10 protein-coding genes are annotated in these 12,925 nt (G+C 71.5%); 1 reads left to right on the plus strand and 9 read right to left on the minus strand.

What is annotated here, in order from left to right; translation table 11 throughout:
* Positions 1-162 precede the first annotated feature (162 nt).
* Positions 163-1,584: an RNB domain-containing ribonuclease gene (locus ABD844_RS05295; RefSeq protein WP_344873520.1), complete on the plus strand. Its 1,422-nt coding sequence runs from the start codon at positions 163-165 to the stop codon at positions 1,582-1,584.
* A 227-nt stretch (positions 1,585-1,811) separates the two neighbouring features.
* On the opposite strand, the gene ABD844_RS05300 is transcribed toward ABD844_RS05295, so the two are convergent.
* The 9 genes from ABD844_RS05300 to ABD844_RS05340 all read right to left on the minus strand — a co-directional run bounded on the left by ABD844_RS05300 (position 1,812) and on the right by ABD844_RS05340 (position 12,922).
* Positions 1,812-2,399, minus strand: a complete 588-nt coding sequence (locus ABD844_RS05300; protein ID WP_344873522.1) for a TetR/AcrR family transcriptional regulator — start codon at positions 2,397-2,399, stop codon at positions 1,812-1,814.
* Positions 2,400-2,551: 152 nt separating this feature from the next.
* Positions 2,552-4,456, minus strand: coding sequence for an ABC transporter ATP-binding protein (locus ABD844_RS05305; RefSeq protein WP_344873524.1), 1,905 nt, complete (start codon positions 4,454-4,456; stop codon positions 2,552-2,554).
* 732 nt (positions 4,457-5,188) lie between these two features.
* Positions 5,189-7,912 (minus strand): DEAD/DEAH box helicase, encoded by a 2,724-nt coding sequence (locus ABD844_RS05310; RefSeq protein WP_344873526.1) that lies wholly within the window; start codon positions 7,910-7,912, stop codon positions 5,189-5,191.
* A 235-nt stretch (positions 7,913-8,147) separates the two neighbouring features.
* Positions 8,148-9,143, minus strand: a complete 996-nt coding sequence (locus ABD844_RS05315; RefSeq protein WP_344873528.1) for a diacylglycerol/lipid kinase family protein — start codon at positions 9,141-9,143, stop codon at positions 8,148-8,150.
* An 83-nt stretch (positions 9,144-9,226) separates the two neighbouring features.
* Complete coding sequence (gene tatC / locus ABD844_RS05320) at positions 9,227-10,219, minus strand: twin-arginine translocase subunit TatC (RefSeq protein ID WP_344873530.1); 993 nt, start codon at positions 10,217-10,219, stop codon at positions 9,227-9,229.
* 97 nt (positions 10,220-10,316) lie between these two features.
* Positions 10,317-10,700 carry a Sec-independent protein translocase subunit TatA gene (gene tatA, locus ABD844_RS05325; RefSeq protein WP_344873532.1) on the minus strand — a complete coding sequence of 128 codons (384 nt, stop codon included), beginning with the start codon at positions 10,698-10,700 and terminating at the stop codon, positions 10,317-10,319.
* A 29-nt stretch (positions 10,701-10,729) separates the two neighbouring features.
* Entirely contained in the window at positions 10,730-10,930 is a 201-nt protein-coding gene (locus tag ABD844_RS05330) for a hypothetical protein (protein WP_344873534.1), read from the minus strand.
* Positions 10,927-11,892, minus strand: a complete 966-nt coding sequence (locus ABD844_RS05335; protein ID WP_344873535.1) for a helix-turn-helix transcriptional regulator — start codon at positions 11,890-11,892, stop codon at positions 10,927-10,929. Before ABD844_RS05335 ends, ABD844_RS05330 begins: the two co-directional genes overlap by 4 nt.
* A 67-nt stretch (positions 11,893-11,959) precedes the next feature.
* Positions 11,960-12,922 (minus strand): helix-turn-helix transcriptional regulator, encoded by a 963-nt coding sequence (locus ABD844_RS05340; protein WP_344873537.1) that lies wholly within the window; start codon positions 12,920-12,922, stop codon positions 11,960-11,962.
* Positions 12,923-12,925: the final 3 nt, after the last annotated feature.

Below are 12,925 nucleotides of genomic sequence, written 5' to 3' on the forward strand. Positions count from 1 at the left end.
TGCCGCCCGGTCCTGTCCTGCCCCCCACCCCCACCGTCCGGTCCTGTCCTCGCCCCTACCTCCTGTCCGTCCGGTCCTGCCCGCCCGCGCCCGCCGCGTGCCCCGGGTCACCCCGCCCCCACCCTCGCCCCGCCTTCAGCGGCGGCCGGTAAGTTGTCACGCGTGCCAACGATTCAGGTTCCCGATGAGATACCCCTCAGGCTCGAAGACGGGTTCGACCGGATCAGGCGGGAGCTGAGGCTGCCCGGCGGTTTCCCCCACGCCGTGCTCGACGAGGCGGCGTGGGTGGCCAAGGTGCCGAGGATGGACGCCAAGGACCTGTCCGACCTGCCGTTCGTGACCATCGACCCGCCCGGCTCGATGGACCTCGACCAGGCCCTGCACCTGGAGCGGCTACGCGCCGGATACCGCGTCTGGTACGCCATCGCCGACGTCGGCGCCTTCGTACGCCCCGGCGGCGTCATCGACACCGAGGCCCGTACCCGGGGTGAGACCGTCTACCTGCCCATCGGCAAGGTGCCGCTGCACCCGCCGATCCTGTCGGAGGAAGCCGCCAGCCTGCTCCCCGGTGCCCTGCGTCCGGCCGTGGTGTGGTGCGTCGACCTCGACTCCGACGGCCGCACGGTGGGCACCGACGTGCGGCGCGGCCTCGTACGCAGCCGTGAGCGCTACGACTACGGCTACGTCCAGGCCGTCCACGACACCGGCACCGCGGACGGCGTGCTGGAGCTGCTGGCCGAGATCGGCGAGCTGCGGCTGGCCCTCGAACGCGAGCGCGGCGGCGTCACCCTGCCCACCCCCGACCAGGAGGTGGTGCACGACGACGGCAGCTACCGGCTGGAGTTCCGTCCGCCGCTGCCCGCCGAGGCGTGGAACGCGCAGATCTCGCTGCTGGCGGGCATGGCAGCGGCCGCCATGATGCTGGACGCCGAGATCGGCATCCTGCGGGTGCTGCCCTCGCCGCAGCCCGGCGACCTCGACAAGGTCCGCCGGGTGGCGCGGGCGCTGGACGTGCCGTGGCCGGAGGGTGCCGGATATGGCGCCGTGGTGCACGACCTGGATCCGGGTCAGGGGCGGCACGCGGCGTTCCTGCACGAGTCGAAGGTGCTGCTGCGCGGCGCCGGTTACGTGGCCTTCGACGGCGCGCCACCCCGGATGGCCGGGCACGCGGCGGTGGCGGCCCCGTACGCGCACGTCACCGCCCCGCTGCGGCGGCTGGCCGACCGCTACGCCACGGAGGTGTGCCTGGCGATCGCGGCGGGCGAGCCGGTGCCGTCCGACGTACGGGCGGCGCTGCCGGTCCTGCCGGAGCTGATGTCCACCTCCGGGCGGCGGGCCGGGTCGGTGGAGCGCGCGTGCGTGGACCTGGTGGAGGCGTTCCTGCTGCGAGACCGGATCGGGCAGGCGTTCGAGGCGGTGGTGATCGACGTGGACGAACGGCGCGGCGGCGGGCAGGTGCAGCTCGTCGACCCGGCCGTGATCGCCCGCTGCGACGGCCAGCTCCCCCTGGGCGAGCAGGTCACGGTACGCCTGACCCAGGCCGACCCGGCCACCCGCGAGGTCCGCTTCACCCTGAGCCCCTGACCCCCGGAGCGCCTGACGCCAATGAGCGTCTGACCACCCTGAACGGCCACCACCCTCTGAGTGACCGACCACCCTGAACGGCCACCACCCTCTGAGTGACCGACCACCCTGAACGGCCACCACCCTCTGAGTGACCGACCACCCTGAGCCACTGACCGCCCCTCACAACAGCCGACCGCCCTGAGCCACTGGCCGCCCTGGGATGGCCGACGAGCCGCCCAGCCCGTTCAGCCGGTACCGGCCGGTGGCCGCATGCCTTCGCAGACCACCTCCGCCAGCCGTACAGCCCCGCCCCTGGCCCGCGCTCTCCGTTCGGCGGCCAGGCAGCCCCGCAGCAGGTCGTGCACGTCCTGCGCGGTCAGGTCGGCGCGCACCGCGCCCACCCGCTGCGCCCGCGACAGCAGCCGCGCCAGCGCGGCCCCGAAGTCGGCCGCCAGCGTGGAACCAGGCCGCAGCGTCATCCCAGAACCGCTCTCCAACATGTCGCAGAGCGCCTGGTTCGAGGCGGCCTGATCGACCACCTCCGCGAACCAGCCGAAGAACGCCCGGCCCGCGTCCTCGGCGGTGGCCCGCGCCCGCGCGTCGGCCACGAACCGCTCGACGCGCCCCACCAACACCGCCTCGACCAGCGCCTCCTTCGTCGGAAAGTGCCGGTAGACGGTGCCGACCCCGACCCCGGCCCGCCGCGCGATCTCGTCGAAGGAGGTGGTGAGGCCGTCGCTGGCCAGCGCCTCCTGTGCGATCTGCAGGACGCGTTCGCGGTTGCGCCGGGCGTCGGCGCGCAGCGGCCTGGCGGCGCTGTGATCGTCGCCCATGACCTCGACCTGCTTTCGACCTGCGGCGCGCCAAGCGGAGAGAACTCTCCGATTCTATCCGGAGATTCCCGGACATACACCCGTAAAGTAGCCGCCGAACGCGACGGCACCCGCCCCGTGGATCGGGACGGGTGCCGCACCGCGACTACACCTCAGGGCGACGCGCCCGGACGGCTGCGGCCGTACGACCACGCATCCGAACGACCCCCTGCCGAAGCCACCTCGGAACCGGTCCCCGCCGGGGACACCTCCGTACCAGCCCTCGCCGGGGACCCAGCCGGGGACACCGCCGAACCAGGTGGCGGCGCACCCGTCCAGGGCTCGGGCGAAGACCCACCGGCCCCAGATCCGGACTCGGGCGGACGCGCCCCCGAGCCGCCGCCCGGCGCGGACGTGCCAGGACGTCCGGCGCGGGAGTGCGCACCGACCCGCCTGAGCCGGATGCGCTCCTCGCGCGGCACCGGCTCCAGCTCCAGCACGCGCGCCCCCTTCGGCGCGTACCGCAGGTCGTGCGTGATGAGCAGCGTGGCACGTCCGGCCATGAGCCGCCGCATCGGCTGCATCACATGACCGGCGGTGGCCACGTCGAGCCCGGTCATGGGCTCGTCGAGCACCAGCACGGGCGTGTCGCGCAGGATGGCCCTGGCGATCGCGATCCGCTGCCGCTGCCCGCCGGACAGGAGCCGTCCCCGCTGCCCAACCGGCGTGTCGTAGCCCTGGGGCAACATCTTGACGAAGTCGTGCACCCCGGCGGCCTCGGCCGCCCTGATCACCTCGTCGAGCGAGGCGCCGGGCCGGCCGTAGGCGATGTTGTCGCGTACCGACCCGGAGAACAGCAGGGTCTCCTGGTGCAGGACCGTGACGTTCTCGCGCAGCGACTTCTGCGTCAGGCCCCGGACGTCGGCGCCGTCCAGCAGGACACGGCCGGAGTCCGGGTCGTAGAAGCGCAGCAGCAGCTTGGTCAGCGTGGACTTGCCGGCCCCGCTGGGCCCGGTGACGACCACGACCTCGCCGGGCTCGACGGTGAACGACACGTCCCGCAGCGCGGGACGTCCCCGGCCCGGGTAGGTGAAGCCGACCCCCTCGAACGCGATCCGGCCCGCGCTCCTGCCCACCGCCACCGCGTCCTCGGCGTCGGCGACCGCGGGCCTGGCCCGCAGGACCTCGATGACGCGATCGGACCCCGCCGCCGCCTCCGACACCGTCAGGGCCAGCTCGCCCAGCCCTTGCACGGCCGGGTAGAGCAGGGCCAGGTACGCCGCGAAGGACAGCAGCCCGCCGAGCGTCAACCGGCCCGCCGCGATCTCCCACGCGCCGAACCCGAGGATGACGATCAGGCAGACGGTCTCGATGACCTGCACCGCCGGGTTGTAGAGCCCCGACAGCCAGGCTTGGGACATGTTGGCCCGCAGCCAGCCCCAGCCCTCCCGGTGCAGCCGCCGCGACTCGGCGCCCTGCCGGTTGTACGCCTGCACGAGCGGCTGGTTGGACAACCCCTCCTCCAGGACGCTGTTCATGGCCCCGTTGCTGGCGCGTTCACGTGCCGCGGCCGTCCTGAACCGGCCCGCGAACGCCTTGGAGACCACCAGGAAGAGCGGGATCAGCGCCATCGTCAGCAGCGCGAGGTCCCACCGGATGAAGAAGGCGGCACCGGCGAAGAAGACGACGCTGGCGAGCGTGGTGATGACCTTGACGAGTCCGGACCCGACGAGTTCCTCGATGGCCTCGACGTCGTCCGTCATGCGCGCCATCAGGTCGCCCAGCCGCCGCTTCTCGGAGAAGTCCGGCGTGAGCGTCTGCAGGTGCGCGTACACCCGGTCGCGCAGGGCCAGCAGGAACCGTTCGCCGCCCAGCGCGGTCGCGTACGCTCCCGCGAAGGACGTCACCCCGGCGATCGCCGCCAGCCCGAGCCAGATGAACGCGGGGCCCCAGAAGGCGGTCAGGTTCCGGGTCGTCAGCACTTCGTCGGTGATGTGGCCGAACAGGCGGATCGCGGCGACTTCGCAGAGCGCTGCCAGGATGGCGAACAGCACCCCTGCCACGAATAGCCGACGCAACCCGCGGGTGTCCGGCCAGAACTCGCGAAATGTACGGCGAACGGAAATCGCCGGCGCGAGTTCACGGCCGGAGACGCTCAATGAGAGCCGGCGGCTCAGCCGCCGGCTCTCAACGGGGCGTTCTAGCACCCCCACCACCTACGCGGGGCGCAGCAGCACCACCGCCGCCAGCGACGCCGGCGACGACAGCCCCATCCTTGCTGGAAGCCGACCTGAGTCAGGTGGGTGTTCGCCATGATTCCTCCCCCGTTGGCGGAACACTGACAAATCGGACGTTAGCACCCCAAAAGCGATAAATCAGCAGATATTCTCTGATTTCAGGAAGGCTTGACCGGTAAAACCCGGCCGGAAAGGCGATGTCGACAAACGCGTAAAGCCGCCCACCAAGAGGTAAAAGCACAGAACAAGGTCACCCCACAGCAAAAGATGCTCTTGAGAACAACGACTCAAGAGCATCTCGGCCCGGACACCCGAACCCGCCCGGCAACCGCCGACGACCCCAGCCCGAAAGCGACACCCCCCAAAAGCAACCTCAGCCCAGGACGGCATCAGGCCGGGACGACGTCAGGCGAATAGCGGCGTGCGGCCCGAACGATGTCGGGCGGAAAACGACGTCAGGCCGGAACCACCTCCGGCCAGGACGGCGTCAGACCGAAATGCGACCTCCGCCCTGAACGACATCAGGCCGGAAAGCGACCTCTGGCCTGAACGACATCGGGCCGGAAAACGGCCTCAGGCCAGCGACGAGTAAGCCACCACACCCCGCCGCATCGCGTCCATCGCCTTCACCGACGTCTGCCTGATCTTGCTCCCCGGCGGCGCCGCGTTCCCGAGCTGCCCGAGCAGGTCCATCAACTGCTTGATCCACCGCACGAAGTCACCGGCCGCCAACTCGTTGCCGTTGACCCCCTCCATCAGCACCGCGTCGAGACTGTGCCCCTTCGTCCAGCGGAACGCCGCCCACGCGAACCCCAGATCCGGCTCCCTGATCGTGGACAGCCCGTGGTCGGACTCGATCCCCTCCAGCTCTCCCCACAGCCTGATCATCGCCGACAGCGCGTCCTGAGCCCGCCCCGCCGGGATCTTCGGCCGCCGGGTGTCGTCGGACGCCCGCGACTCGAACACCAGCGCCGACACACACGCCGCCAACTCCGCCGGCTCGAGCTCCTCCCACAGCCCCTTGCGCAGGCTCTCCGCCGTCAGCAGGTCCAGCTCGGTGTAGAGGCGGCCCAGCCGCCGCCCCTCGTCGGTGACCGTCTCGCCGTCGAGGTAGCCGAGCTGCTCCAGCACCGTGCAGATGCGGTCGAACGTACGCGAGATGACGTGCGAACGCCCCTCCACCCGGCGCCGCAGCCCCTCGGTCTCGCGCAGCAGCTTGTAATAGCGCTCGGCCCACCGCGCGTGGTCCTCCCGCTCGTCGCACCCGTGGCACGCGTGCTGGCGGATGCGCCGGCGCAGCTCGTTGACCTCGTCGTCCTCGACCGTGTGATCACGCGCCCTGGCCGGCTTGCCCAGGTCACGGTCACCGAGCTTAGCCAGCAGCGTCGAGACCAGGTTGGCGCGCTCCTTCGGCGAGCGGCCGTTGAAGTTCTTCGGGATGCGCAGCCGCTCCAGCGGCTCCACCGGAACCGGGAAGTCGGCCGGATCGAGCTTCTTGACCTGCTTGCCGATCGTCAGCACCAACGGGCTCGGCCCCTGCCCGCGCGGGTTGCGCCCCGGGTCCAGCACGATCGCCAGCCCCGCCCGCCGCCCGCCCGGCACCCGGATCACGTCACCCGGCTGCAACGCCTCCAGCGACCGCACCGCCGCCGCCCGCCGCGCCGCGCCGCGCTGCCGCGACAGCTCCGCCTCGCGGTCGGACAGCCGCCGCCGCATCGCCGCGTATTCGGTGAAGTCGCCCAGGTGGCACGTCATGGCCTCCTGGTAGCCCTCCAGGGCCTCCTCGTGCTTACGCAACTGCTTGGCCAGCCCCACGACCGCCCGGTCGGCCTGGAACTGCGCGAACGACTCCTCCAGCAGCGCCCTGGCCCGCTCTCGCCCGAACTGCCCGACGAGGTTGACCGCCATGTTGTACGAGGGCTGGAAGCTCGACCGCAGCGGATACGTACGCGTGCCCGCCAGCCCCGCCACCGACAACGGATCCATGCCCGGCTGCCACAGCACCACCGCGTGACCCTCGACGTCGATGCCGCGCCGCCCGGCCCGCCCGGTGAGCTGGGTGTACTCCCCCGGGGTCAGGTCGGCGTGCGTCTCGCCGTTCCACTTGTCCAGCTTCTCGATCACCACGCTCCTGGCCGGCATGTTGATGCCCAGCGCCAGTGTCTCGGTGGCGAACACCGCCTTGACCAGCCCACGCGTGAACAGCTCTTCGACGACCTCCTTGAACGCCGGCAGCATGCCCGCGTGGTGCGCCGCCAGACCCCGCTCCAGGCAGTCGCGCCACTCCAGGTAACCCAGCACCGCCAGGTCCTCGTCGGGCAGGTGCGCGGTGCGCTCGTCCACGAGCTGCCTGATCTCGTGGCGCTCCCGATCGTTCGTCAGCCGGATGCCCGCGTGGAGACACTGCTGCACGGCCGCGCCGCACCCGGCGCGCGAGAAGATGAACGTGATCGCGGGCAGCAGCCCCTCGGAGTCGAGCTTCTCGATCACCTGCACCCGGTCAGGCGGGCGCGAGCGCTGCGGCCGGCCGTAACCCCGCCGCCCCCGCCCTGCGGTCAGCCGCTCGGCGTCGCGCGTCACCCGCATCAGCGTGGGGTTGATGCGCGGCGTCAGGTCGTCGGTCATGAACAGGTCGTAGACGAGGCTGCCGACCATCATGTGCTGCCACAGCGGCACCGGCCGGTGCTCGTCGACGATCACCGTCGTGTCGCCGCGCACCTCGCCGAGCCACTCGCCGAACTCCTCGGCGTTGCTCACCGTCGCCGACAGCGCCACCAGCCTGACCGAGTCGGGCAGGTGGATGATGACCTCTTCCCACACCGCGCCCCGGAACCGGTCGGCCAGGTAGTGGACCTCGTCCATCACCGCGAACCCGAGCCCCGCCAGCGTCGCCGACCCCGCGTACAGCATGTTGCGCAGCACCTCGGTGGTCATCACCACGATCGGCGCCTCGCCGTTGACGCTGTTGTCGCCGGTCAGCAGGCCGACCTTGGCCGTGCCGTAGCGTTTGACCAGGTCGTTGTACTTCTGGTTGGACAGCGCCTTGATGGGGGTGGTGTAGAAGCACTTACGGCCCTGCTCCAGGGCCAGGTGCACGGCGAACTCGCCGACCACCGTCTTGCCCGACCCCGTGGGCGCCGCCACCAGGACCCCGTCACCGGCTTCCAGGGCTCGGCAGGCGTCGAGCTGGAAGTCGTCCAGCGCGAAGTCGTAGAGACCTCGGAACGATGTGAGAGCGCCCCCGTCGTCCCCGTGTTTCTGACGGAAGGCCGCGTAGCGTTCCGCTGGCGTTGTCATACCCGTCAGCCTACCGAAATCGCCATTCCGGTCCGTCCCGCCCATTCCGGCGCGGGCAGCCGCTTCGCCCCATCCGTCACGGCCTGACGTACTTTGTCGTTCCTGCCCATGGCGGCCCGTCCCGCCTCTCCGTCTCGTGCCCGGCTCCGTCGCCGCGAAGTGGCCCGCGGGGAGGGCGAGTGCCCGTCCCCTGGTCAGCACGGCGCTCCGGCCCAGCGCCTTTACATTGTAGATTTCAAACGATGACCCGCAGCGCACCCGGGCGGACCTCGCACCGCATCGGCACCTCCCCCACCCGTTCGCCATCGGCGTAGGCCACCACGCCCGCGCTCCCGGCGTCCGCCACCTCCACCAGCACGCCGCGCACCCGCCAGACTGACACGGCCGGGTGTCCCACATGCGTCCCCCGGTAGACCTTGGGGAACACCCGCAGGAACTCCGCCGTGGACACGGCCCCCACCATCACCACGTCCAGCAGCCCGTCGTCCGGCCGGGCGTCGGGCGAGACCCGCATCCCGGCACCGTACGAGCACGTGTTCGCCACCGCCACCAGCATGGCCTCCCGCTCGACCACCTCGCCCCCGTCGAGGGTCACGCGGAACGGGATCGGCCGGAACGAGCGCAGCTCCTGCGCGGTCGCCACCACGTACCGCGCCATGCCCGGCGGCCAGGTGAGGCGGTTGGCCCGTTCGTTGACCCGCGAGTCGAACCCGCAGCACACCACCCCCGCGAACAACGCCTCCACCGGGCCGCCCCTGCCCGCCGAAGCGTCCGCCGCAGTGCCCGCCGCAGTGCCCGCCGAAGCGCCCGCCGCAGTGCCCGCCGAAGCGCCCGCCTTGACGCCCGCCTCGATGTGCGCGGCGTCCACCAGTCGCGTCTTCATGCGCAGCACGGTCCTGGCCGCCGCCATGACGTCCTTGCGGGGCAGGCCGAGCTCGGTCGCGATGTCGTTGCCGGTCCCGGCCGGGATGATGCCGAGCGGCACGTCGGTGCCGGCCACCGCCTGCACGGCCAGGTGCACCAGCCCGTCGCCACCGAAGGCCACCAGCGCGTCGGGGCGCTCGGAGACGGCGGTGCAGGCACGGGCGAGCGCGTCGGCGGCGTCATCGCCGACGATCACCGACAGCTCGGCCCCTCCGGCGCGTAACCGGCGCGCGACGGGTTCGAGCAGGCGCAGCGTACGCCCGCCGCGCGCGGCGGGGTTGACGAGCAGCACGATATGTGGGGACACGCCCGGAACTTATCGCCAATCGCGCGAATCCGGAACGGCCTGCCGGCCTCCGTCAAGACTGCGGGCCCAGGGTCGGCCCAGGGTCAGGACTGCGGCTTGTCGTCAGCGGGCCTGTCGTCGGCGGGCTTGTCATCGGCGGGCTTGTCGGCGGGCAGGGTGTCGACGGGCTTGTCAGCGCCGGACCTGTCGGAACCGGCCTGGTCTGTACGGGGCTTGTCGGTGCCGGGCTTGTCGGTGCCCGGCGGCTCCTCGTCAAGGGGCGTGGGGTCGTCGTCGAGGGGTGTGGGAGCGTCGTCGAGCGGCGAGACGTCCTCGGCCAGCGGGGAGGCCTCGTCGTCGGACAGATGGGAGAAGTCCTCGCCGGCGGGCCTGCGCCTCTCGCGCAGGAACATGAACAGCTCGGCCACGAAGTAGAGCAAGATCATGGGCGCGGCCAGCGCCATCATGGTGAGCGGATCGCCGCCGGGCGTGATCACGGCGCCGAAGACGAACATGACGAAGATGACCGTGCGGCGGTGCTTCTTCACGGTCGCGTGGGGGAGCACCCCGATGATGTTGAGGAAGACCAGCAGCAGCGGCAGCTCGAAGGAGACGCCGAAGATCAGCAGCATGATCAGGACGTAGTCGAGGTAGTCGTCGATGCCGATGGTGGCGACGGTGCCCTCGAGCGAGAACCCCAGCAGGATGCCCAGGCTGGTGTCCATGATGAGGTAGGCCAGCGCCGCGCCGAGCACGAACAGCGGGACGGCCAGCCCCATGAACGCGACCGAGTAGCGCTTCTCGTTGCGATAGAGCGCGGGCGTCACGAACGCCCAGATCTGGTAGAGCCAGACAGGCGACGCCGCCACCAGGCCGATCATCAACGAAACCTTCAGCGTGATGAAGAAGGACTGGAAGATGCCGCTGTAGGTGAGGCTGCAGTCTCCGGTGAGCTGTTTCGCCTGGTCGGTCTCGCAGTAGGGCGCCTTGAGAATCTCCCAGACCGGGTTGAAGAAGATCCATCCGATGACGATGCCGACGATCACGGCGGCCAGCGCGATGAGCAGCCGATTGCGCAACTCACGCAGGTGCTCCATGAGGGGCATGCGGCCCTCGGGATCAGACGCGGGCTGACTTGACCGTTTGAGCAGCGCCATCTAGCAGTCCAGGTGACGAGGAGGGACGGGGGAGGTGTCAGGCGTGCTTGTCGGCCTGCGCGGCGTTGGCACGCAGCCTGGCGGCCTGCTCCTCGAGCTGGCGGGCCTGCTCCTCGGCCGACAGACCCGGAGCGGGCGCGGGCGCCGGAGCCGGAGCGGCGTGGATCTGCTGCGGCTGCACGGGCTGCGGCTGGGGGTGGGGCTGCGCCTGCGGGTAGGGCTGCGGCTGCGCGGGCTGGGCCTGGGCCTGGACCGTGTGGCGCTGGTCGTCGTCCTCCTCGCGGAGCTTGGAGGTCTCCGACTTGAAGATGCGCAGCGACCGGCCGACCCCGCGGGCCATCTCGGGCAGCTTCTTCGCACCGAACAGCAGCACGAGCACCAGTGCGATGATCAGAAGTTCTGGAACTCCGAGTTGCGACATGAAACGCCCTTTTCTAGCGAGTGCCTGTTTCAGCCACGATCGTACGCTGCCCGGGGCGTGGTCTCATCCCCCCGGTCCGCCGATCCGGCCGGTCGCGGCTCCAGCCGGGCTTTCGCCGCGACGATTTCCCCCCTCAGAGTACGTGCCGCGGAGACGACCCGGACACCCGCGAACGCGAGCACGACCAGCCCGGCAACACCCAGGCCCGACGACAGCAGGATCCATGTCATGACCGGTGAGCGTACAGGGCCAGGGCCCGCTCGGCCTCGGCGCGCACGGTCTCGGCCATGTCGGGCGGCGAGACCACCCGGCCGGTGTCGCCCAGGCGCAGCGCCAGCCTGAGTATCCAGTCCTCGTCGCGGGCCCGCAGCGACACCCGCAGGCGTCCCTCGCCCAGCTCGGTGACCTCCTCGCACGGGTAGTACTCGGCCACCCACCGCCCTGCGGCGCTCAGCTCCAGCTCCACCAGCTCGTCGGTCGGGGAGGGACGGAAGACGCCGCGGGTGACGTCGATGGGCTCGGCCTCCTCCGGCGGGTCGGCGAGCACGTCGAGCACCTCGACGCCGAGCATCCGGTCGAGCCGGAACATCCGCATGTCCTCGGCCCGGTAGCACCAGCCCTCCAGGTAGGCGCGGCCGTCCACGACCACCACCCGCATGGGGTCCACCTCACGCGGGGTCACCTCGTCGCGACCGGGCACGTAGTAGCGCAGCGACAGGCGGCGGCCCCTGGTCAGGCCCTCGCGCACGCGCGGCAGGGCGTCGGGGGCGGCGTCCACGTCGACGGCGAACTGACTGCTGACGGTGGCGGCGCCCTCTCCCGCGGCCCGCTCCAGCTTGGCCATGACGCGGGGCAGCGCGTCGCCCGGCACCTCGGCCAGTTCGGGGGTGGCGGCCAGCATGCGCAGCGCGATCAGCAGGGCGCTGGCCTCGTCGATGCCCAGCCGCAGGGGCCTGGCGATGGTGTCGGCGTTGTCGATGAGGATCTCGCCGCCGTCCCAGGACACGTCGATCAGGTCGCCGGGGGTGTGGCCGGGCAGCCCGCACATCCACACGAGCTGGAGGTCGTCGATGAGCTGCTTCTCGCTCAGCCCGAAGACCGCGGCCACCTCGCCGACCTGCGCCCCCGGATGGGACATCAGGTACGGCACCAGCGCCAGCAACCTCGGCAGCCGATCGGCCGACCCGCTCACGCGCCCTCCCCCGTCCGCCGCCCGAGCGGCCCGCCGCCACACCCGTCGACGTGCCCGCAGCGTTCCCTCATGCCATTGCCCCCTTCAATCTGCGGATGACGACCTCGCGGACGTCCGGCGGCTCGACGACCTCGACGTCGGCGCCCAGGCTGGCCATCCATCCGGCCAGCCGTTCCGAGTCGGTGAAGGCCAGCTCGGCCTCGTCCCACCCGTCGGTGCCCGGGTGCACGGCCCTGGCCAGGCGGCGCAGCCCCTCGCAGGCCCCCTGGCGTACGCGGACGACGGCGACCCGCTCGTCCGTCGGCTCGTCGGGGAAGCCCACCATGGCCCGCAGGTCGACGCCCTCGGGCACCTCGACCACGCCCGGCCTGCCGATCGTGGCGACCTGCCCGGAGATGCGGCTGAGCCGGAAGGCGCGCGGGGCGTCCCTGTCGCGGTCGAACCCGGCGAGGTACCACCGGCCGCGGCGGCTGACCACGCCCCACGGCTCGACGGTGCGGCTGCGTACGGTCTCGCTGCCGGAGGCGCGGTAGTCGAAGCGGACCACACGCCGGTCGCGCACCGCGTCCCACAACGCGGGGAAGGCCGGGTCGCGGGTGTCGACGCGCAGCTCCAGCGCGCCCCCGCCCATCGGCCCCGCGACGGGCTGGTCGGTGGCCACGCCCCCGGCCCGCAGCTTCAGCAGCGCCCCCGAGGCGGCCTCGGCCAGGCTGGCCCGCTGCCACACCTGCGCGGCCAGGCCCAGCACGGCGGCCTCGTCGGGCTCCAGGGTGATCTCGGGCAGCTCGTACGACTCCCGCTCGATCCGGTAGCCCGGCTCGTCCTCCCACGGGTCGCGGACGACGTCGATCGGGATGCCGATCTCGCGCAGCTCGTTCTTGTCCCGCTCGAACATGCGCTGGAACGCCTCGTCGCCATCACGGTCGTATCCGGGTACGGCCTGGCGGATCTGCTCGGCCGACAGCGGGCGCCGGGTGGCGAGCAGGCAGATCACGAGATTGAGCAACCGTTCTGTCTTCCGGCGCGACATCTG

It is taken from the genome of Nonomuraea antimicrobica (assembly GCF_039536965.1).
GTDB classification, from domain to species: Bacteria; Actinomycetota; Actinomycetes; order Streptosporangiales; family Streptosporangiaceae; genus Nonomuraea; species Nonomuraea antimicrobica.

Bases quoted from the DNA above. Each gene is read 5' to 3' on its own strand.
- ABD844_RS05300 (WP_344873522.1), bottom strand. From the start codon at position 2,399: ATGGGCGACGATCACAGCGCCGCCAGGCCGCTGCGCGCCGACGCCCGG.
- ABD844_RS05310 (WP_344873526.1), bottom strand. From the start codon at position 7,912: ATGACAACGCCAGCGGAACGCTACGCGGCCTTCCGTCAGAAACACGGG.
- tatC (WP_344873530.1), bottom strand. From the start codon at position 10,219: ATGGAGCACCTGCGTGAGTTGCGCAATCGGCTGCTCATCGCGCTGGCC.
- tatA (WP_344873532.1), bottom strand. From the start codon at position 10,700: ATGTCGCAACTCGGAGTTCCAGAACTTCTGATCATCGCACTGGTGCTC.
- ABD844_RS05330 (WP_344873534.1), bottom strand. From the start codon at position 10,930: ATGACATGGATCCTGCTGTCGTCGGGCCTGGGTGTTGCCGGGCTGGTC.
- ABD844_RS05340 (WP_344873537.1), bottom strand. From the start codon at position 12,922: ATGTCGCGCCGGAAGACAGAACGGTTGCTCAATCTCGTGATCTGCCTG.